This window comes from Flavobacterium sp. GQ95 (assembly GCF_059758655.1).
The window spans coordinates 120900-138002 of the sequence record NZ_JCAXEB010000006.1 but is presented as its reverse complement, the minus strand read 5'-3'; the positions used below and the strand labels follow the sequence as shown (position 1 = coordinate 138002).

34 protein-coding genes are annotated in these 17103 nt (G+C 30.8%); 6 read left to right on the top strand and 28 right to left on the bottom strand.

Annotated elements, in window-relative coordinates; genetic code table 11:
* The first annotated feature begins 39 nt into the window (after window positions 1-39).
* The gene (locus tag AC6CH4_RS13225) at window positions 40-405 is read left to right on the top strand and encodes a hypothetical protein (RefSeq protein WP_498103625.1); all 366 of its coding nucleotides are present in this window, start codon (window positions 40-42) and stop codon (window positions 403-405) included.
* Between the two features lie 72 nt (window positions 406-477).
* Window positions 478-1098 (top strand): hypothetical protein, encoded by a 621-nt coding sequence (locus AC6CH4_RS13220; RefSeq protein WP_498103623.1) that lies wholly within the window; start codon window positions 478-480, stop codon window positions 1096-1098.
* 364 nt (window positions 1099-1462) lie between these two features.
* Here AC6CH4_RS13220 and AC6CH4_RS13215 read toward each other — a convergent pair whose 3' ends face one another.
* The 9 genes from AC6CH4_RS13215 to AC6CH4_RS13175 form a co-directional block, all read right to left on the bottom strand.
* Window positions 1463-1855, bottom strand: coding sequence for a hypothetical protein (locus AC6CH4_RS13215; protein ID WP_498103621.1), 393 nt, complete (start codon window positions 1853-1855; stop codon window positions 1463-1465).
* Window positions 1856-1903: 48 nt separating this feature from the next.
* Complete coding sequence (locus AC6CH4_RS13210) at window positions 1904-2302, bottom strand: hypothetical protein (RefSeq protein WP_498103619.1); 399 nt, start codon at window positions 2300-2302, stop codon at window positions 1904-1906.
* A complete protein-coding gene (locus AC6CH4_RS13205; protein ID WP_498103617.1) occupies window positions 2295-2504 on the bottom strand; it encodes a hypothetical protein in 210 nt (69 codons plus the stop codon). Before AC6CH4_RS13205 ends, AC6CH4_RS13210 begins: the two co-directional genes overlap by 8 nt.
* 10 nt (window positions 2505-2514) lie before the next feature.
* Window positions 2515-2820 (bottom strand): hypothetical protein, encoded by a 306-nt coding sequence (locus tag AC6CH4_RS13200; protein ID WP_498103615.1) that lies wholly within the window; start codon window positions 2818-2820, stop codon window positions 2515-2517.
* A gap of 3 nt (window positions 2821-2823) precedes the next feature.
* Entirely contained in the window at window positions 2824-3045 is a 222-nt protein-coding gene (locus AC6CH4_RS13195) for a hypothetical protein (RefSeq protein ID WP_498103613.1), read from the bottom strand.
* The gene (locus AC6CH4_RS13190; protein ID WP_498103611.1) at window positions 3039-3392 is read right to left on the bottom strand and encodes a hypothetical protein; all 354 of its coding nucleotides are present in this window, start codon (window positions 3390-3392) and stop codon (window positions 3039-3041) included. The genes AC6CH4_RS13195 and AC6CH4_RS13190 overlap by 7 nt, the downstream gene beginning before the upstream one ends.
* A 123-nt stretch (window positions 3393-3515) precedes the next feature.
* The gene (locus tag AC6CH4_RS13185; protein WP_498103609.1) at window positions 3516-3803 is read right to left on the bottom strand and encodes an LIM domain-containing protein; all 288 of its coding nucleotides are present in this window, start codon (window positions 3801-3803) and stop codon (window positions 3516-3518) included.
* Window positions 3804-3844: 41 nt separating this feature from the next.
* Entirely contained in the window at window positions 3845-4258 is a 414-nt protein-coding gene (locus AC6CH4_RS13180; RefSeq protein ID WP_498103607.1) for a YopX family protein, read from the bottom strand.
* A gap of 1 nt (window position 4259) precedes the next feature.
* Entirely contained in the window at window positions 4260-4499 is a 240-nt protein-coding gene (locus AC6CH4_RS13175) for a helix-turn-helix domain-containing protein (RefSeq protein ID WP_498103605.1), read from the bottom strand.
* Between the two features lie 129 nt (window positions 4500-4628).
* Here AC6CH4_RS13175 and AC6CH4_RS13170 point away from each other — a divergent pair, with 129 nt between their 5' ends.
* The 4 genes from AC6CH4_RS13170 (at window position 4629) to AC6CH4_RS13155 (ending at window position 7150) form a co-directional block, all read left to right on the top strand.
* Window positions 4629-5906: a tyrosine-type recombinase/integrase gene (locus AC6CH4_RS13170; protein ID WP_498103603.1), complete on the top strand. Its 1278-nt coding sequence runs from the start codon at window positions 4629-4631 to the stop codon at window positions 5904-5906.
* On the top strand, window positions 5893-6252 hold the full coding sequence (locus AC6CH4_RS13165) for a hypothetical protein (RefSeq protein WP_498103601.1): 360 nt from the start codon (window positions 5893-5895) through the stop codon (window positions 6250-6252). The genes AC6CH4_RS13170 and AC6CH4_RS13165 overlap by 14 nt, the downstream gene beginning before the upstream one ends.
* On the top strand, window positions 6249-6545 hold the full coding sequence (locus tag AC6CH4_RS13160) for a hypothetical protein (RefSeq protein WP_498103599.1): 297 nt from the start codon (window positions 6249-6251) through the stop codon (window positions 6543-6545). The genes AC6CH4_RS13165 and AC6CH4_RS13160 overlap by 4 nt, the downstream gene beginning before the upstream one ends.
* Before the next feature lie 155 nt (window positions 6546-6700).
* Window positions 6701-7150 carry a hypothetical protein gene (locus AC6CH4_RS13155; protein WP_498103597.1) on the top strand — a complete coding sequence of 150 codons (450 nt, stop codon included), beginning with the start codon at window positions 6701-6703 and terminating at the stop codon, window positions 7148-7150.
* A 59-nt stretch (window positions 7151-7209) separates the two neighbouring features.
* Here AC6CH4_RS13155 and AC6CH4_RS13150 read toward each other — a convergent pair whose 3' ends face one another.
* The 19 genes from AC6CH4_RS13150 to AC6CH4_RS13060 all read right to left on the bottom strand — a co-directional run bounded on the left by AC6CH4_RS13150 (window position 7210) and on the right by AC6CH4_RS13060 (window position 17058).
* A complete protein-coding gene (locus AC6CH4_RS13150; RefSeq protein ID WP_498103595.1) occupies window positions 7210-7725 on the bottom strand; it encodes a hypothetical protein in 516 nt (171 codons plus the stop codon).
* Between the two features lie 12 nt (window positions 7726-7737).
* Window positions 7738-7959, bottom strand: a complete 222-nt coding sequence (locus AC6CH4_RS13145) for a helix-turn-helix domain-containing protein (protein ID WP_498103593.1) — start codon at window positions 7957-7959, stop codon at window positions 7738-7740.
* A 97-nt stretch (window positions 7960-8056) separates the two neighbouring features.
* Window positions 8057-8314 (bottom strand): hypothetical protein, encoded by a 258-nt coding sequence (locus tag AC6CH4_RS13140; RefSeq protein ID WP_498103591.1) that lies wholly within the window; start codon window positions 8312-8314, stop codon window positions 8057-8059.
* Window positions 8315-8402: 88 nt separating this feature from the next.
* Window positions 8403-8879 carry a hypothetical protein gene (locus AC6CH4_RS13135; RefSeq protein WP_498103589.1) on the bottom strand — a complete coding sequence of 159 codons (477 nt, stop codon included), beginning with the start codon at window positions 8877-8879 and terminating at the stop codon, window positions 8403-8405.
* A gap of 2 nt (window positions 8880-8881) precedes the next feature.
* Window positions 8882-9358, bottom strand: a complete 477-nt coding sequence (locus tag AC6CH4_RS13130; RefSeq protein WP_498103587.1) for a hypothetical protein — start codon at window positions 9356-9358, stop codon at window positions 8882-8884.
* A gap of 33 nt (window positions 9359-9391) precedes the next feature.
* Window positions 9392-9832, bottom strand: a complete 441-nt coding sequence (locus tag AC6CH4_RS13125; RefSeq protein ID WP_498103585.1) for a hypothetical protein — start codon at window positions 9830-9832, stop codon at window positions 9392-9394.
* A 21-nt stretch (window positions 9833-9853) separates the two neighbouring features.
* Complete coding sequence (locus AC6CH4_RS13120; RefSeq protein WP_498103583.1) at window positions 9854-10114, bottom strand: hypothetical protein; 261 nt, start codon at window positions 10112-10114, stop codon at window positions 9854-9856.
* A 6-nt stretch (window positions 10115-10120) separates the two neighbouring features.
* The gene (locus AC6CH4_RS13115) at window positions 10121-10330 is read right to left on the bottom strand and encodes a hypothetical protein (RefSeq protein WP_498103581.1); all 210 of its coding nucleotides are present in this window, start codon (window positions 10328-10330) and stop codon (window positions 10121-10123) included.
* Complete coding sequence (locus tag AC6CH4_RS13110) at window positions 10330-10677, bottom strand: hypothetical protein (RefSeq protein ID WP_498103579.1); 348 nt, start codon at window positions 10675-10677, stop codon at window positions 10330-10332. Before AC6CH4_RS13110 ends, AC6CH4_RS13115 begins: the two co-directional genes overlap by 1 nt.
* Entirely contained in the window at window positions 10674-10874 is a 201-nt protein-coding gene (locus AC6CH4_RS13105; RefSeq protein ID WP_498103577.1) for a hypothetical protein, read from the bottom strand. The genes AC6CH4_RS13110 and AC6CH4_RS13105 overlap by 4 nt, the downstream gene beginning before the upstream one ends.
* Before the next feature lie 313 nt (window positions 10875-11187).
* Window positions 11188-12519 carry a PcfJ domain-containing protein gene (locus tag AC6CH4_RS13100; RefSeq protein ID WP_498103575.1) on the bottom strand — a complete coding sequence of 444 codons (1332 nt, stop codon included), beginning with the start codon at window positions 12517-12519 and terminating at the stop codon, window positions 11188-11190.
* Window positions 12520-12523: 4 nt separating this feature from the next.
* Window positions 12524-12979 (bottom strand): Cas9 inhibitor AcrIIA9 family protein, encoded by a 456-nt coding sequence (locus AC6CH4_RS13095; protein WP_498103573.1) that lies wholly within the window; start codon window positions 12977-12979, stop codon window positions 12524-12526.
* Window positions 12980-13052: 73 nt separating this feature from the next.
* Complete coding sequence (locus AC6CH4_RS13090) at window positions 13053-13331, bottom strand: hypothetical protein (protein WP_498103571.1); 279 nt, start codon at window positions 13329-13331, stop codon at window positions 13053-13055.
* A gap of 2 nt (window positions 13332-13333) precedes the next feature.
* Window positions 13334-14092 (bottom strand): hypothetical protein, encoded by a 759-nt coding sequence (locus AC6CH4_RS13085; RefSeq protein ID WP_498103569.1) that lies wholly within the window; start codon window positions 14090-14092, stop codon window positions 13334-13336.
* Between the two features lie 5 nt (window positions 14093-14097).
* Window positions 14098-14259, bottom strand: coding sequence for a hypothetical protein (locus tag AC6CH4_RS13080; RefSeq protein WP_498103567.1), 162 nt, complete (start codon window positions 14257-14259; stop codon window positions 14098-14100).
* Complete coding sequence (locus AC6CH4_RS13075) at window positions 14256-14420, bottom strand: hypothetical protein (RefSeq protein ID WP_498103565.1); 165 nt, start codon at window positions 14418-14420, stop codon at window positions 14256-14258. Before AC6CH4_RS13075 ends, AC6CH4_RS13080 begins: the two co-directional genes overlap by 4 nt.
* 98 nt (window positions 14421-14518) lie before the next feature.
* The gene (locus AC6CH4_RS13070) at window positions 14519-15829 is read right to left on the bottom strand and encodes a DNA methyltransferase family protein (RefSeq protein ID WP_498103563.1); all 1311 of its coding nucleotides are present in this window, start codon (window positions 15827-15829) and stop codon (window positions 14519-14521) included.
* Between the two features lie 58 nt (window positions 15830-15887).
* Complete coding sequence (locus tag AC6CH4_RS13065; RefSeq protein WP_498103561.1) at window positions 15888-16547, bottom strand: DUF3560 domain-containing protein; 660 nt, start codon at window positions 16545-16547, stop codon at window positions 15888-15890.
* 253 nt (window positions 16548-16800) lie between these two features.
* The gene (locus tag AC6CH4_RS13060; RefSeq protein ID WP_498103559.1) at window positions 16801-17058 is read right to left on the bottom strand and encodes a hypothetical protein; all 258 of its coding nucleotides are present in this window, start codon (window positions 17056-17058) and stop codon (window positions 16801-16803) included.
* Window positions 17059-17103: the final 45 nt, after the last annotated feature.

Genomic DNA, 17103 nt, shown 5'->3' with positions numbered 1-17103 from the left:
ACAATCTGTATTAATTTTGTATCTCTAAATTTAATATCGATGATAACGAACGAAAAAAACACAGGCACAGTTGATGATCATATTTTAGCAGCATCAGGCCTAGAAAAAGATAAACGTAGCTACAACGCACTACTGACCTTGCTGCGAATGGGCGTATTAATGAATGACAGACTAGGAGTAAACGACACAATTGAGTTTGCAAAAACATTGGATAAAATAGATCTTGGTTATCGTTTTTTTACTGATGGTATTGAACTTATGGAAAATGCGAAGACAAATTATTATATCAAAGAAATCGACTCCAAAAGGGAACCTTATAAGAGCAAATCTATTTTTCACCATTCCGAAAAAACGTATAAAGGTGATGATAGTGGATGGTTACGTACACAGGATAAGCAAGATTAAAAAACGTAGAATATAACTACCCGTTAGCCATTTTATTTTATTCTATTTTATCTATATTTACTAAAAAATATTATGACGGAAAATTTTTCATTTGCGGAATTAGTTTCTAACCCAGTGTTTTCAATCGTTTTCCCGCTACTTGTTGCCGGAGTACTTAAGTACATATTTGAAAAGAAGATCGAAAAAATAAAATCTAATCATGCTCTCGATACGTATAAGTTTCAGTCGCAAATTAATTTATTGAAAGATAAAGAAAGTTTTAAATTTAATAAATTACATGACGAAAGATTTGATGTACTTAAAAAAACTTACGCGCATTTAAATAAATCGCTTTCATATCTGCAATCCTATATTGCACCTATTAAATTTATTCCTAATAACACTACAACTAGTGAAGTTGAGAATAACTTAGAGGAAAACTTTAGAAAGGCTCATTTTGAATTTGTCGGTTATTTTAATGATAATGTAATTTTTTTTGATACTGAACTTGCGAAACTGGTCGGAAGTTATTTATTAGAAGTTAAAAACTTGTATGGTGATTATAATCTATATCAAATTAATAATCGCGCTGGAATTACTCAAGATAGAAATGAAAGGTTGATTCCTGTTACAGCATACAAAAAGATTTCCGAAATAATTGAGCCTTTAAAATTGCAGATACAAATTAAGTTTAGGCAATTACTGGGAGAATAGAAAAAGCCGCTTTTAATGAGGGGCTTTCTTATTACTATCAAAGTAAGCAAAGGTGGCTAAATCATTATTTACGCGCAATACTTGCATTTTAATTTTTAATGAAAATATTGGCTCTCTTTAAATTTTTATTTGATCCCTTAAATACAAGTCAGAACATTTTTCACAAAGACAATCAGTCCGGTCATTATATTTGTCTTCAATTATTATTCGACTGAGACAATTTTCTGACCATCTAAATTCAAGTTTGCAATTAATACATTTGTAATAATTGGCACTGGTCTCGATTGCCGAAACAGGATTTCTAAAAATGACTTTCATATATGATTTCTAAAATTCTCTGTAGCTGTTTCTTATGTATAGTTTTTTAATTGGGTTTGTTAGGTATTAATTGAATTGAGTGACATAAATAATACCACGGCTTTTTAGCATACACTTCATTTATTTCAGAAACAAAAGCTTCTATTTTTTCAGATTGTTCTTCAAAACGTGATTGAATATCGTAGCTATCATCGTCAGGTGATTCATCTGAATATTTATCTAATAATAAATCCATAATATCCTGATTATCTATTGTTACATAATTTTCTTTTGTATCGGCAACAAGTATAATGTTTGATCTTTCGAAATCGTCTGCACATAAATCTTTAATTTGCATCAGATGTTGAAAATCAGTTCCATCATATCCACACTGAGTATATCCTTGTTCTAATGCTTGGTCAATTGTTAGTTGTTCGATTCTGTTTTCGATCTTCCCCATAATTATATTTTTAATTAGTTATTAATTTAGTTTCTTTCTCGCAGGAGGTTAGTATAACGGTAAATCGTCCGGTCTCTGAGCCTTTTGAAAATGTGTATAGGAGTCCATCCAGTATTTATTTTCTTTTTCATCAAAAAATTCAATTACACGATACATTGGCTTATTAAAGCCTCTTCTTAAAACCCAGTATATTCCATGATCTTTTGGTAAATCAGATTCAGATTCAATTTTGATGTAACCGTTGTTGTTTTCGATTCCTTGTAAGGATTTTGGACGAGCTAAATCTTGACCTATACCGTTTTCAAAAACAGTTTTTAAATCCAAATCAAGATCTACCACGAATTCCTGCTTCCTAGAAATATTAATCCATCCGGTTTCGTTTATTCCGTTTTTTAAATGGTCGTAATACGCTCCATACGCTTCGGCAATTTTTTCTTCTTTAGTCATGGTTTCGCTCTTTATTTTTAAGAATATTATAAAACTCACGACAATTGTTTCTTTCAAAAACAGTATAAGTTTGATCTAGAGTTTTTTCAAGATATTTACATCGAAGTTTCCAATATTCTTTCGTGTTTAATTTAACGTTTTCACATTCTTTTTTTAGTTCCAATAAAACTGGAAACTGCTCGTATTTTTCTTCTTGTGTCATGATAAAATAATTAGCGATTTTCTAGTGAAATTCCCAATGGATCAGATATATTTTCTTCTTGACAATAGAATTGCTCAGAAGTTAAAATGCCTGCTATCCCTAATCCTTTCAAATCATCACGTTCTTTAATAGTGTCTGTATTTAGTTTTAACTGAGGATAAGTGCCAGTATAAATTGTTGAAGGCATTTTAAAGCCTTGTAATTCATAAATATTTGCTAAATCCTTACCTAACATTTCATTTGGAATAACTGTTACCAAAATCGTATGATTATCAGTTGTTCTTTGAGCAATAAATTTTAAATAAGTTTGTTTCATGATTTAAAATAATTGTAGTTGTTGGTTATCTTCTTTGATGTCCTTTTGTCCGTATACCTCAAATTTTTCGGGAGAAGCTTTGAAATATCGGTTCATATATTTAATCCCGTCAACTGATAATTTTTTAAAATCAGGTAAGTAAGAATTAAATTTTACGATTGGAGTACCATTTTCGTCATAAACAATACTCTCCTTACGGCTATACGTTTTCGTTTCGTCTAACATGACTTATATCTAAATCCTTGAAATCCTTTTCTTTCTTCGTATGGAAATGGTAGTTTCTCGAAGTCAATTAACTGAGCGAGATGTTTCGATTTAAGTTCTTTTGAACCGTCATTTACTACCACTGCATTACGATCATCCCAACCGATAAAACGAGCACGCCAGCGCACCTTATCACCTATTACAATATAAACCCAAACGAATTCCTGTTTAGGTTTTAAGTTCATAGACCATACAAAAAAGAAATCCGTACCATTACATTTTAAGAAATTCTTAATCTGTTCTCGGTACGGCTTTTTCTTTAATTGTTTACCTCCAAGTGTTACATAAATTCTGTCTGAATTTTTCATTTTACATTACTGATTTGACAAGGAAAAATATAAAACAAACCCAACCTATAGTCCCTAAGACAACACAACCCCAAGTAAAGGTTATGATAATTTTATCTTTATTCTTTCCCATGTACTAAAATATTATACGTCTTGCTTAGTTAAATCTTTGGCATTAATGTTAACCGCAGAAAGCAAACGATTAATTGCTCTGGTTTCGAATGGTACGTCTTGATCGTAGAAAACAGCTCTTCGCTCCCACTCCGGAAAACACGTTTCACAATAGATTTTATCCAAAGCACCAATAAATGTCCCAGCTGTCATTTGTATAGCGCAATAATCGCAAATACCAGGCGAACCAATTTTTTGCATTTCTTTTAATTTTAACTTTACTAGCTGAAAACCTTTTTCATGAATTGTTTTTGTTATCATTTTGCTATATTTTTTTTCCGGCTCTGCTCATTGTGTTTCAATTATAATAATTCAGGATTTTGACATTCATTACCAATGATTTCGATTGAATTTATATTACTCATGTTCTTGTACTTCCAAGCATTTTTTGTACTCCCTTTTCGCAGATTATACAAAACGAACCCAAAAGCATTTCGCACTACTATCCCATAAACCACAATTTCTCTTGGAGACGGACCATAAAAGTTTTTAGGTGCTGGCGGTGCAAATTTCCCTCTAATTACATCACCTTCATAAATCAAGTTTCCATTTGCTGCGCTTTTCCAAGCATAGAAATCTACCTTGTATCTTCTGTCGTGTCCACTGAAAACTTTTGAGGGTGTGACGCTCGGATCTTTAAAAATTTCATCCATGTCATACATGAATTTATTTGATTCCTTATCAAAAAATCTGAATTTTGTTATTGATCTTTTCATACTAAGTTTTTAAAAATTTATCTATTTCCTCTTGTTTAATTCGCGGTGATGTACCAATAAAGATTTTAGATATATCACCATTTTCGATTAATCGGCGAATTGTAGCTATACTAATACCTAATTCTCGTGCAGCAGCAGCAATTGAATAAGTAGCAGGCTTCTCTTTGGTAGATTCTTTATTTGTTTTTATAACATGATCTACTTGCTCTTTAGTTAGAGTTATCTGTATATTTTTTTTCATTGCAAATGTGTATTATTAGACAAATATAGAGAAACTATTTCATTTGAAAATAAAAAAAGTGAAATTATTTCTAAATATATTGTCAAATCGGTTTTTATGTGTAAATTTGTTTTTATCAAATAACTAACCATGAATATCACTTACAATCTTCAGGGGAGAAAATCAATCAAAAAATTATATGTTAGATTCTATCATAATAAACTAGACATTTCGTCTATGACGACTGTTATGCTTTTGGATTCCGAATGGAATGCAGTAGAGCAAAATATTATAGGAAACAATGATGTCAACATTGCTTTACAAGAATTGAAAGTTTCTATTTTGAAGGAATACAACAAAGATTATTGTAAAGGGATAGTTATAGATAAATCTTGGCTACAAAAAGTGATTAAAACAAGCTTTATGCGACCGAAATATGAAGAAATGCTAATTACGCCAGATCATACAATTTATGTGTCTGATTTTGCTACTTGGTGGCTGGAAACCCAATCAGATAGTTGGATGGTTTCACGTAAGAAAACAATGGGTGAAGCATTGAAAAGTCAATATCGTAAGTTCATAAAAATACTTGGTGAGTATGAAAAGGTTATTGGCCAAAAATTACAATTGCGAAGTATTCGGATTAAAGATTTAAATTCAGTTGTAGATTACTTAGAGACGGAAAGTTACCAGGTATCAACTATCGAAAGGCAAATAGGAAGATTTAGATTTTTCCTTAACCGGGCACTTGAAAATGATATTGAAGTAAGTCTGTCATTTAAACAAAGAATTTATTTTGATAAAGACGATGATATTGAAGGTGTATATCTGACGGAAAAAGAAATTAATACAATTATTAAACATGACTTTTCAAACAATTACGACTTAAATATTACAAAACAGAATTTTTTAATCGGAATCCACACTGGCTTAAGAATATCAGACTTTTTAAAACTTGACACTTCCAATATGGAAAACGGCGTATTTGAAGTACGAACGAAGAAAACAAATACTAAGGTTGTTATTCCTATACATCCAATCGTCACAGAAGTAATCACTTCAAACTTCGGAAATTTACCGCCAAAAATTAGTCGTACGGACTTTAATATTCACATTAAAACAATCTGTCAAATTTGCGAAATTGATTATTTAGTGTACGGCAAATTATTTGACAAAAAATTGAAACGAAAAAAAGTTGGATACTTTGAAAAATATAAACTCATTTCCTCGCACGTATGCCGTAGGTCATTTGTAACAAACAACTCCGATGGAACGGACAAAAATGTTCTTAATTCAGTTTTAGGATGGAGCAAAACGAGTAAACAAGGGGATCATTATAATAAAACCAGTAAAAGAGAATATGCAGAAAAAATGCAAAATAACTGGAGCGAAAAAATTAATAAATTGAATGCGAATGGAGGAAGTTAAAAAATGTTGTTTGAATTGTGGTAAGGAAGTAATAGGGAGATCAGATAAGATGTTTTGCTCAGATTCTTGTCGTAATAGCTACAACAATAGGCAAAATAAGGACGTTACTAATTTAGTTCGAAACGTTAATAATCGACTTCGAAAAAATTACAGAATTTTGAACGAACTTAATCCAGATGAAAAAGTGAAAGTTGAGAAAAAATTACTTGTAAAGAAAGGTTTTGATTTTGAGTTTTTCACAAGTGTCTTAAACGCTAAAACAGGCAACACATACTATTTTGTATACGATCAAGGTTACTCTGAATTGGAAGAAGATATTTTTATTTTATTGAAAAAAGAGATATGAACCCATTTAAAAAATACCACGACCTCGAATATCTCAAACATGTAAGTCTTGAAATTGATTCTATTATTCGTGATATTAAAAAGACTTCCGATGATGGTCCATACATAACTTTAGATATGGCTAAATTAATCTATGAGGAATTAAAGGGAACATCCGGCATAAATAATGAAGGAGAGCTTAAAAAAACAATTAGATATATAATTTCTACTTTTGGTAAAGCTTGGGGCAGAGAGGATGAAATATACAAAGATTTACTTTCGATAATTGTTTCAAGACAAAAAATCCTTAGGTGATACCTAAGGATTTTTTGTCTTGAAATTTTAACTCAAACATTTCTTTAATATTGATATCGTTAGAGATTTGGATTACAAATAAAATTCAAGATCACAATAAAATATAAAAATAATATTACATTTGTTTAACTACCAATTGTACTTAAACTTTTGTGATGAAAAACAACTTAGTCCTTATTTTACTTATTATTACACTACAATCAAATGCGCAATGTATCATACCATTTGATGATTTATACAAATCAACGGAATATTCATTTTCACAGTTTGAAACCTTCGCTTTAAATAATGGATATTCATACAATACAAAAGAGAAAGATTACATGTGTGATATTGAATATTTACCTGAAGCACATTTATCTTTAACCAGATTCATAGAGGACGATGGAACTAAAATTATTATTCATGGATTTTTTCAAAAAGAAGTTTATTTAAATTATAAATCAATTTTGGAAGCGAATGGAAAATATATAGAGACAGTGAATGAAAATAACGTAATGACACAATCATATTCATACAATGAATATTTTATTCAACTTAAAACAGAAACTATAAAAAACATTAATGTTTACATGTTAGTTTCAAGCTCTCTTAAAAAGAATTAAAATACGCCCTCCGGTTTTCAGGGCGTATTTGTCACTATGCAACCGTTTTAATAGATAAATTAAAACTTCGTACGCAATTTTAACCATTTAGAGTAAATTGCTTCCGCTAATACTTTCGCATTCGCATCACTATTAAATGTTTCGGAGCCGTAAATAGCTAGTAAGGATTCTTCCAAAGCAGTATTGTTATCTAATTCCATTAGTAATAAAGCGTTCTCAAATCCTTGATATTTTTGACCGCTTTTAAATTCTTCATTGTTTGGTTCTGGATTATACGAATTTATAATTGCCTCCACTCCTTTACTTGTTCGATCCCAAATAATAGCATCTTGAATAATTCCAATAATGGCTTTATCTACTGGATTGTTTAGTTCCTTGCTTACAAGTTCTTTCAAAACTTTCAGATTGTTACCAAGAATATTTGTGGGGATCGCTCCGGTGTTGCGAAAGACCAAAAGTCCTTGGCTAATTGTCTTTTTATTCGATGAGGATAATATGATGTTTTTATAACATGGCTCTAAATTTTTAAAAGCTTCAGTTCCTTGAATTTCTGCTTCAGTTAAAATAAATTTCATAATTTAATTGGTTTATTGGTTAACTAATATTTTAAATAAGTCAATATCCAGCGCTTTTAATATTTTATAGATTGTGTCAAAATGTACCTTTTTATACTTTCCGTTTTCAATCCTTGATATTTGCGCATGGTGTGTATCATCGTTAAAAATTTTCATTGATAAATCTTTTTGAGATATTTTTTTTTCTTCGCGTTTTGCTTTGATAATCTCACCTATTTTTTGTGCTGAAGTCATAATTTGTCAGTTATAAATAAAAAATAGAATTAGAATTACAATAAATAATACTACAAATGACGGCACATAATCGACATCATTTTGCTTATCTGGATCTTCACTCATTGTTTTTAGTTTTTATAAATTCTTCAATAGTGTCAAAGAAATCTAATTCTTCGCCCCATGCTGTTTCCTCATGCAAAGCTTCAAATTCATCTGTCCATTTTTTTGCGAGCTCATACATTCCGCCAACTCCATTTGCTAAGTAATATTCTCCAATAATTCCTGTGGGATTATCCTTTTGTAATTCAATAGTAATAGCTTCAACTACTTCATAGTATGTTTCTAAATAGGCTTCTATATTTATATTTTCCATTTTTAGTTAGATTTAATCTGATTAATTTTTGTGTACTTTAATACTTGTTTTGGTTTAGAGCTGGGAATGATTAACCCAGCTTTTCCTTTTAATATGTTACCGAAGGATTCCAGCAAATTATTTGGCCTTTGAAAGGCAAATCTGAAAACCAGTCGAAGAAATCATCCCAAGTTAGACCATCATTATTTGCCAATTCTGTTTCTCTTCCTATTGATAGGATCTTTCCGTTGATATGAATGATTTGCAGCTCGTCTATTTCTACATCTATTGTCTGCAAAATTTCAGTATCTGCCGCGATAGCAATTTGCTTTGAATTATACGGTTTGCCGCTCCAAACTCTGGGACTAAAAAAATCCCCTTTTTTAAAGCGATTACCGGCTCTAATTGTATGATGCTTAGCAAATCCATTTAAAAAAACATCATGCGAGAAAGTCTCTTTTAATTCTTCAGGAATTACTTTCATTGCAAACATTGATTTATAAATTGCCTCAACAAAATATGTCGGCTCGCCTTTACGAGGATGGTAAGCAGGAAAAAATCTACTGAATGTTATTACTTTTGCCATAATTATAATTTTGAAATATCAACTTCCGGATATCTATATTTAAATTTTATATAGAAATCTTTAATTGATAAATTTTGTAGTTCTTTTAAATCATTTTCTCTAGATGTAATTCTTTTCTTAAAATCAATTATGATTGGTTCATCTTCAATTCCAAATAATTCATTTGAAGCTAGTTTTCTCGCTCTCTCAAGTTTATTTTTAAGTTCAGTAACTTTAGCTTTTGCATTTCTAATTTTGTTATCTAAGTTCTTTTGCAGTTCCTGCTCTTTTTTAATAATCTTTCCTTGATAGGTGACGGTTTCCAGTCTAGGATATTTCACTTGAAGTAAAGCATGTCTATACTTGAAATACCAACTGTATTTTACTGATAAATGAAAAGGAAGTTTCCATGAATAAACTTCAATTGCATTACGGTCTTTTCCAATTACTTTTATGATTGTATAAAAAATCAAATCGTCAACATGAGGATGTATTTCCATAAAAACATATTTTTAATTCTACAAATGTTAGTTTTAAATTTTAGACAACATTAAAGTGCAATAATTACTGATAGCCTCTTCAAATGTTTTCCCAAAAGCATAGTTTTCTGATTCCTGCATATTGATAAAATCTAATCCGTGACAGCAAAATTCATTGCCGTATTTTTCAACTTTTATTTCCCACCATTTTTTATCTACTCCACTTTTATTACAATTATTACAAACAAATGAACCTCCAAATTTAAAAGGGAAGCATCCGCTTTGTTGGCATTTAAAAACATGGGTAAATGCAACACCATCCTCCTGTGCCATTTTTCTAGCGAGATCATATCCGTGTGTCATTGCTGCCCATTCGGATGCACAACCGTAATCAGATCTTTTAGGTGTTGATTCCCCGTTTATAAACGAGTTGAATCCACAGCTCACGGATGCATTAGCTTTAATAAAATCTTGAGCATATTTTAAGTTTTCCATCGTTAAAAAGATTTATTTTGCTTACATTATTTTTAATAATTCTTCTTCCTCCCAAAGCTTTCTAAGCAAATCCCAATCATGTGATTTTATAGCGTTGGTTTTTTCTGTGGATATTCTAGCGATTTCAGAACATTTCCATTCTATGTGTTGCAATTCCTTTTCTGCTTTAAGATAACTTTCAATTGTTTTTTCAAGTTCACCTTCTTTGAGCGGTTCGGGCTGATATAACACCATAAACCAAACGACCACAATTAATATCAGTAAGTAAAAAAAGTTTTCCATGTCTAATTATTTAAATTGATTAGGAGCATATGGCTTTCTTTTTCCCCTATTTTTATTTTCTTTTTCGTACATTTCGATAACTTTTGCTTCCGTTAAAACATCAACATTGTCGGTATCGAAATGCTTTTCGCAAAGTTTTTTCAATTTTTGAAGTGTTTTCGCTTTCAAAACAAACCAATTAAACACTTCCCATTCGTAAGAAGTCATTTTTCTCATTATTTCCGAATTATGAGGTCAATATGATTTATCCAAATTCCATTTTTCCCTCCCTTAGTCGTTACAATTTCGGTTTCTTTGTCGATGTGAGTTACTTTAAATAATTCACTGCTATAATCTTCATGTGAAACAATAGAACCAATTTTTAGACTGCCAAATCTATCTAAGTAAAGATTTGTCTTTTTTATTCGGTTGCCATCTTTATCAATATATCTTGACGGCTGCCGTTGTCCTACAACCCAAAAATTAATACTAGGCTTTGGTTTACCTGTTTCCATTTTTACAGGAACAAATTCGCGTCCATGTGCAGTATAGTAAGTTTGTCCTAAAATGATTTTTTTACTCATGGCAATGATGCTTTTTCTTGCTCTGCAATTTCAGCAAGGCTATCGCTCAATTGGGAGTAATCCCCGTCAGTTGTATTAATAATGATCTGCAAAGCTTCCGGTTTATCCATTTTTCGTACATACTCGTTATACATAGTAATTTCAAATGCATCTAAGCTTTTAATGTCTATATTTTCAAGTTTTTCTATGCTTTCCATGTAGCTTAAATTTGTGGTTATATAATTGTTTTATCCTTTCTGGATTCTTTTTTAAGGAACTGAATTTTAATGTTCCTGTATCTGCTTTATTTAGTTTTAGTAAATAATCTTGACTAACTACATTATCGCAAATATTATAAAGCCATTCTGCGAAATTTTCTGAGTTCTCTATTGCTGTCATTACCTGATATTTAGATTAGGGTTATAAAAAAAGTGATTGCCAAAATGACAATCACTATGATTAATTCTAGAGATATTTTTTTTCTTTTCATTTACAGAAGAACTTTTATGATTGTTTTCATATTAATAAGTATTATATAAGCTTAGTTAATTTTTTATCTTTCTTTTTGCGGAAACGAGATTTAATTAAATTCATATTGCCATTAACCAATTCGACGATTCTTTTATGATGTTTTGATGCTTTATTTCCTGTTCCACGCGCCTGTAATATTTTCATTTCAGAAAGAGAAATTTCAATAGTTTCAATAGATGTTTTACCTACACGGGCAGAGAGTATTAATGAATTTGTTTTTTTATAATACTCGTTGGTAAAGACACAATGTTTCAAATTGTCTCCCTCTTCCATAAATTCTGCAACTGTAGAAAGGACTTTGACACTAATTTCCTCGTCTTTAAATTCTAAGCCGATAAAAGGTTTTTTATCAAGTTCGTATTGCTTTTGTGCTATTTCAATTTCTGCTTTCATTTTTTCAAGCTTTTGTTTTCTTTGAATTTCACGTTTCTTTTTAACAAGTTTATCGTGGGCAGATTTTAAGTTAGTTGGACAAATAAATTTTGTATTATGGAGGTCTTTATTGAAAAATTTTAGTAAGTCCATGTAATCCTTCCAAGTTTGAAAATCCTTTATAGGATACCCGTTTTTATTGCATATTTTAATTGAATTTAGATAATCTTTCAATTTATATGACGATTCAGAAATATGATATTTAAGTAGATTTATTTGTTTGCTTTTAAGTAGATACTCAGTTGTATTGTCTTTTAGTAGAGACGAAAATAATTTTTGAGGTGTAACACCATAAAAACTACCTTTAAAACCGTTTCTTTTTATAAGCGGGTGAACACTTCTAGTAGGATATACTTTATAAGGATTTAATTGATATTTATAATCGTTAATAAAGTATTTGGGTTTTATCTCAAAACTACTTCCAAATATCCATCTATCAACTTCACCGTATGCGCCCATAGAATTGGACATATTAGCCATTGAACGAACTTCCCCTTGTTCATCAATCCAATGTTGCATTACTTCTGTAGAAAAATAATGAGGCTTTTTGCTTTTAGACATGTACTTATATGAAACAATAATTCGGACAACTTGATATTCTTTCTTTTTTACTAGAATTGCGAAGTACATTTTTTCTGAAAACTGAGATTGATTGTAGCCGAAAAATCTAAGCTCAGATTTACAATTTGGACAAATAGGCTTTTCGATTTGAGTTGTCCAGGCTTCCAAATCATCTTTCCATCGGTGATTACATTCAAGACAATTATTTCGATTTCTTGAAATAACACCCCACTTATCAAATAAATTCTGCGAAGCCCATTCTTTATGTTTTTCTGTTATATTTGGAAGCTGTGAACTTAATTCAACAATTCTTTTTTCAATTTTAGTTTTTGGTTGCATAGCTTTAAAATAATGTTAGTTCTTGATTGTCTTGCGTTGTTGCAGGTTTTTTCTTTTTAGCTTTCTCTAGCATTTTTGCTTGTCTATCAGCAAGTACTTTATCAAAAACCACTTTTTTTGCATTTTCTTCCGCGACTTTTATTTCTTCGGGGGAAAGCTTTACATCTGTTTTTGATTTTGAAGCATTAGCAGAGCTCGAACCTACACCAAGTCCGATACCACTTGGAAGTTCTTCGTTTTTAATATCATCTTCATCATAATAATGAACTGCCATATTAAAAACGTCATTATCAGGAATCCTTACTTTTTGCGACTTTTTAACTTGTATTAATATATAGTTGACGCAACTATCAAGATCTTTATTTTTTTTCTTTAGAGTTTCAGCAAAAAGTGCATCTTCTTTACCTCTTTGCTCTAAATACTCTCCAATTTCCTTTTTAAATTCATCTAAACCTTTCATGATCTTATCTTTAATAATTTACACTATCTTAATTTGTTTGCATAAAAAAACCGCTTATTAGGCGGTTTCCTTATTATCTATTATTGCAGTACCATTCTACAAATTCAAAACATGCTGTGAAAAGTTCATCAATGTCTGCTTTCATTAAAGCTTCCTCTATATCTTCTAAAACTCCCCCATTTAATCCAAGTTCATAGATTTTTTTCACAACTTCCATTGCGCTATTCCAGTCTGTCTTGAAATTGTTTTCGTAGTTTGATTCATCAACCCAATTTTTCAATGGCTCTTCGTTTGTGAATTCAAATAACATTCTATATTGCTCGAATTCATTTATTTTTAAATCTGTACACATGATTATTTGTTTTGTTGGTTATACCATTTTACGAACTCTACAGCCGTCTGATAAACTGCATCTATTTTCTTAGGTCCGTCAACTCTATAAATTAGACTTGAATAAATTGCAGAATGATATTTCAATACTGTAGCATCTTTTGAAGTTATTTGAAAATTATAACCTAACGATTCTATTTTTTCTACAACTTCCATTAACCAATTCCAATCTGAATGATATTTCAATTCTTCATAACTGAATAATTTGCATGTTGAAACTCCTCCTGCATATTGTTTTTTGTCAAATACAATAATTGAAGCACCTCCAACAAATCGAGATTGATCTTCGCCACCCATAAAAATGGCTAGTAATTTGTTACTTTCGACAATAGAATTAACATTGCTTTTTTTTCTAAGATCAATAAATCCTACATCCTTTTTATTTTCCTTGCTCATAATTTTTACTCTTTGTAATCCATAAGGTTCTGCGCTTAAATCATAATCAAACGTGTAACCTATTTGTTGAACTTGTGCCAGTAGATTTTTACAATCGTCATAACTCATAGCTGATAAGTCGTATTTATCTAAAATGTCCGCTACTTCTTGCGGTATTTTGTCAGGGTATTGAAATAAATCTTTCCTAACACTATTGCCTGTCAAGGGCTCAAGTGTTGTTTGGACTGGGTAATAAATTCCGTTTGTTTTTTCCCATAGCCATAATTCGGGAGTTTCAATACCGCATGAATCGTGTGCGTGTTCTTTAGCTTCTTTATATGTTTTCATAACTTTTAGCCGTTTATTAAATTGACAACGTCCAACAAATCGTAACACGTTTGTTTGTTTTCTTTTACTCTTTGAATAATTTCATATTTAGCTATGTTATACCCCATAATTCCACCAAGTAGAACAATAGTAATGAATATAAATAAGGGTTTTAATAATTCTTTCATCCTTCCATTTGTTTAGTTATTATTTCGATTGCTTCCTCTTTAGAGAGCACATTTCCGAACTCTCTTAAAGAATCTTCATCTTTATAAACTCCGTTACGGTCATTAGTAGAGAGCCAGTCAATTAAACTGGCTCTGCTCCATGTTGTTAAATCTGTTTGCATGTGATTTATATAAAAAAGTCAAAGTAGTAACGACTTTTTGTGCGTTTAAAACGGCTTATTTATCGCGCCTGCTATTTTCCTTTGACTTTTGATTTAATTTAAAATAAACTAAGTTGATCTTCTTTTTTTGATATGAATTCTTTAGCCTTTTCTTTTAGAATTTTCTTTGGTTTTTCCTGTGGTAGTGGTTTTGCATCAAAACCGCTTACAGTATCTTTTCTAAAACAAATTAATGCTGTCGCTACATTTGTTCCTGATTCTTTAAATCCTCCTGAATCAAAAGTTTGTACATATAATTGCCCGTTTTCACTTTCGCAAACACAACCACCTGATTTTGCAGAATATCTTGTTTGTGCGTCGTAAGGCAGTCCAATAAAATCACGAAATTCTTTATGCACTTTTCCCGAGTTATACAAAAATCCGTTACTCATAATTGAAATGACGTAGCCACCTGGCTTGCAGATTTCATACATTTTTCGAAAGTGTGTGATGTCCTGATTTTTAGAAAACGGAGGATTTGCAATAACAACATCATAATAATTAATATATTCGTCATACTTTAAAAAATCCATATGCATAGTATTGACCAAATCATTTTCCTTAAAAGTTTCTTCTAAAATTTGGTAGTTTTCTGCCATGTATTCAATTGCCGTAATCGAATCTAATTCGCAATGAACTGATTTAGTTGCAAACCATTCCAAAACAGCTTTTACAATTGCTCCCTGTCCTGCAGATGGTTCAACAACTTTTAATTTCTTATTCTCATAAGGGTCAAAAACTTTATCACACATCAAGTCACTAAGCTTTTTTGATGTGCCAAAGTATTGAAACTTCTTTTTTAGATTAATAGTTTCCTTGTTGCGAATTCTGTTTAAAACCTGATCAGCAGGATAAGGAAAATCGAAACCATTTTTTAAATATCTTCCTTCAAAGTTTTTCATTACAACTTTTAAATCATTGTAATTTGCAATGAAAATATCTTTCGGGATTTCCAAACGATTACCATTAACAGTAAAGGAAAGCGCAGAAACTTCTAAATCGGTATAATCTAAGCCTTCGATTAAGTTTGCTTTTTTTCGGGCTTGAATTGCTGTTAATTTAGAGCGTAAGAATTTATAATCTTTATGGGTTTTATCTGCTTTTTGATAGTCGAGAACATCTAAAATTTCTTTAATTTCGTCTTCAAACATGTTCCAATTAATAAGGCGTTCACCTGGAATTTCGTTAGAAATTAGTTGCCAACATCGACCGCAAAATGTTTTAGGGTCTGAATAAAGACCACCGTGATACATTTCAAGGGTTGCATGATTGAAAATATCAATAGCACTTAATTTTTTTATTTCTAAATCCCATTCTTTTTCTAAGTTTTCAGAAGATTTCCAAGAACCGTCTAAATTAAAATAGTCCATGATGTGAAGTATTAAAAAAGCCAAATGAATTATATCATTTGGCTTTTGATTAGTTTATTTATTCTCCCCAAAGTTTTTTTGCTGTAGCTAAATTCTTTTCCGCTTCGTTTACGGCTTTTTTAGCGTAGGTTAAAGAAAATGAATGTGAACGCTCATATTTTCCAGATTTTAAGCCTTCATGATATTCTTTTGTTTCTTCGACTTTATACTCGTAGTATTCTATGCTTTCAGGCATCGATAAGTTAATTTTGTTTGCTTTGGCTTTCCAGTAATCCGCTTTGCTTTCGTGCTGTTCGGCTACTTTCGTCATTTCAACAGATTTGCTCATTCTGTTATGATTTCTTTCGATTAACGCTCTGTGTCTTTTCTCTGAATGATGCCCAATTTTTATTGGTTCGCCCAAAGAAAGAAAATCTCTTCCTTCGTGAGAAGCTTCCCAATATGCATTTGATTTGTTTTCAGCACTCGCAGACCATTTTTGATAACGTTCTGCTTTCTGTTTGCAATACTCCTGATAGTTGAAGCCGTCTGCACGAACAATGGAATAGTAAAAACATCCGTCTTTACCTCGGGCAACCAAATTAAACACTATACATTCGTGTTCTTTACCGTATTTAGTTTCAAGAATAATAGTTTTGCCTTTTTCATGTTGTTCTGCGCATCTAGCTACAAATACATTTGCTGTATATTTTTCGTAAGTATTAGATTGTGAATTCATAGTGTGGAATTTAAAATTTAGAAACTGGTTTTAAGTGTGTTAAAGTCTCGCATGAGATTGTTGTCAATTGAAAAATCCATTTGAAAACATGAGGCTAAAACTAAGCGAAAGTCTTTTTTGTATTCTTTTTTATGGGATTTATAAAAATCTTTAGCAATTTTTTTATTTGTATTAAGTACTTTTAAAACAAATGTATTTAACGAATTATGTTCGTTGATTTCGTAAACTATATATATTCGTTTCATAATTTCTATTATTTAATAAAGTTCATTTTTTTTAGTTGTTGCATTGTGTGCGTGTCATAAGAAAAGAATGAATTTATTTCTCTTTTAGACATATTTTTAAAACTTGATGAAACCGGATGAAAGCGCTTAATAAAAACTATTCCGTGTTTTCCATGCTCAGCAATCAAATTGCCAAGTATTTCATTATCTGTATTAAAAATATATTGCTGTAGATTCCCATTAAAGGAAACTAGAAAAAGACCATGTGATGTTGATATATAAGACATACGTTAATTATTTAGTGAATGAATTGCATTATTAATGCACTTTGT

Coding starts and splice junctions, on each gene's coding strand:
- AC6CH4_RS13180 (WP_498103607.1), bottom strand. CDS start 4,258: ATGAAAAGATCAATAACAAAATTCAGATTTTTTGATAAGGAATCAAAT.
- AC6CH4_RS13185 (WP_498103609.1), bottom strand. CDS start 3,803: ATGATAACAAAAACAATTCATGAAAAAGGTTTTCAGCTAGTAAAGTTA.
- AC6CH4_RS13205 (WP_498103617.1), bottom strand. CDS start 2,504: ATGACACAAGAAGAAAAATACGAGCAGTTTCCAGTTTTATTGGAACTA.
- AC6CH4_RS13090 (WP_498103571.1), bottom strand. CDS start 13,331: ATGTGTACAGATTTAAAAATAAATGAATTCGAGCAATATAGAATGTTA.
- AC6CH4_RS13120 (WP_498103583.1), bottom strand. CDS start 10,114: ATGGAAAACTTTTTTTACTTACTGATATTAATTGTGGTCGTTTGGTTT.
- AC6CH4_RS13225 (WP_498103625.1), top strand. CDS start 40: ATGATAACGAACGAAAAAAACACAGGCACAGTTGATGATCATATTTTA.
- AC6CH4_RS13195 (WP_498103613.1), bottom strand. CDS start 3,045: ATGTTAGACGAAACGAAAACGTATAGCCGTAAGGAGAGTATTGTTTAT.
- AC6CH4_RS13165 (WP_498103601.1), top strand. CDS start 5,893: ATGGAGGAAGTTAAAAAATGTTGTTTGAATTGTGGTAAGGAAGTAATA.
- AC6CH4_RS13065 (WP_498103561.1), bottom strand. CDS start 16,547: ATGAATTCACAATCTAATACTTACGAAAAATATACAGCAAATGTATTT.
- AC6CH4_RS13200 (WP_498103615.1), bottom strand. CDS start 2,820: ATGAAACAAACTTATTTAAAATTTATTGCTCAAAGAACAACTGATAAT.
- AC6CH4_RS13175 (WP_498103605.1), bottom strand. CDS start 4,499: ATGAAAAAAAATATACAGATAACTCTAACTAAAGAGCAAGTAGATCAT.
- AC6CH4_RS13075 (WP_498103565.1), bottom strand. CDS start 14,420: ATGCAAACAGATTTAACAACATGGAGCAGAGCCAGTTTAATTGACTGG.
- AC6CH4_RS13100 (WP_498103575.1), bottom strand. CDS start 12,519: ATGCAACCAAAAACTAAAATTGAAAAAAGAATTGTTGAATTAAGTTCA.
- AC6CH4_RS13135 (WP_498103589.1), bottom strand. CDS start 8,879: ATGGCAAAAGTAATAACATTCAGTAGATTTTTTCCTGCTTACCATCCT.
- AC6CH4_RS13060 (WP_498103559.1), bottom strand. CDS start 17,058: ATGTCTTATATATCAACATCACATGGTCTTTTTCTAGTTTCCTTTAAT.
- AC6CH4_RS13155 (WP_498103597.1), top strand. CDS start 6,701: ATGAAAAACAACTTAGTCCTTATTTTACTTATTATTACACTACAATCA.
- AC6CH4_RS13070 (WP_498103563.1), bottom strand. CDS start 15,829: ATGGACTATTTTAATTTAGACGGTTCTTGGAAATCTTCTGAAAACTTA.
- AC6CH4_RS13170 (WP_498103603.1), top strand. CDS start 4,629: ATGAATATCACTTACAATCTTCAGGGGAGAAAATCAATCAAAAAATTA.
- AC6CH4_RS13215 (WP_498103621.1), bottom strand. CDS start 1,855: ATGGGGAAGATCGAAAACAGAATCGAACAACTAACAATTGACCAAGCA.
- AC6CH4_RS13220 (WP_498103623.1), top strand. CDS start 478: ATGACGGAAAATTTTTCATTTGCGGAATTAGTTTCTAACCCAGTGTTT.
- AC6CH4_RS13160 (WP_498103599.1), top strand. CDS start 6,249: ATGAACCCATTTAAAAAATACCACGACCTCGAATATCTCAAACATGTA.
- AC6CH4_RS13130 (WP_498103587.1), bottom strand. CDS start 9,358: ATGGAAATACATCCTCATGTTGACGATTTGATTTTTTATACAATCATA.
- AC6CH4_RS13145 (WP_498103593.1), bottom strand. CDS start 7,959: ATGACTTCAGCACAAAAAATAGGTGAGATTATCAAAGCAAAACGCGAA.
- AC6CH4_RS13210 (WP_498103619.1), bottom strand. CDS start 2,302: ATGACTAAAGAAGAAAAAATTGCCGAAGCGTATGGAGCGTATTACGAC.
- AC6CH4_RS13115 (WP_498103581.1), bottom strand. CDS start 10,330: ATGAGAAAAATGACTTCTTACGAATGGGAAGTGTTTAATTGGTTTGTT.
- AC6CH4_RS13110 (WP_498103579.1), bottom strand. CDS start 10,677: ATGAGTAAAAAAATCATTTTAGGACAAACTTACTATACTGCACATGGA.
- AC6CH4_RS13140 (WP_498103591.1), bottom strand. CDS start 8,314: ATGGAAAATATAAATATAGAAGCCTATTTAGAAACATACTATGAAGTA.
- AC6CH4_RS13190 (WP_498103611.1), bottom strand. CDS start 3,392: ATGAAAAATTCAGACAGAATTTATGTAACACTTGGAGGTAAACAATTA.
- AC6CH4_RS13080 (WP_498103567.1), bottom strand. CDS start 14,259: ATGAAAGAATTATTAAAACCCTTATTTATATTCATTACTATTGTTCTA.
- AC6CH4_RS13150 (WP_498103595.1), bottom strand. CDS start 7,725: ATGAAATTTATTTTAACTGAAGCAGAAATTCAAGGAACTGAAGCTTTT.
- AC6CH4_RS13095 (WP_498103573.1), bottom strand. CDS start 12,979: ATGAAAGGTTTAGATGAATTTAAAAAGGAAATTGGAGAGTATTTAGAG.
- AC6CH4_RS13085 (WP_498103569.1), bottom strand. CDS start 14,092: ATGAAAACATATAAAGAAGCTAAAGAACACGCACACGATTCATGCGGT.
- AC6CH4_RS13125 (WP_498103585.1), bottom strand. CDS start 9,832: ATGGAAAACTTAAAATATGCTCAAGATTTTATTAAAGCTAATGCATCC.
- AC6CH4_RS13105 (WP_498103577.1), bottom strand. CDS start 10,874: ATGGAAAGCATAGAAAAACTTGAAAATATAGACATTAAAAGCTTAGAT.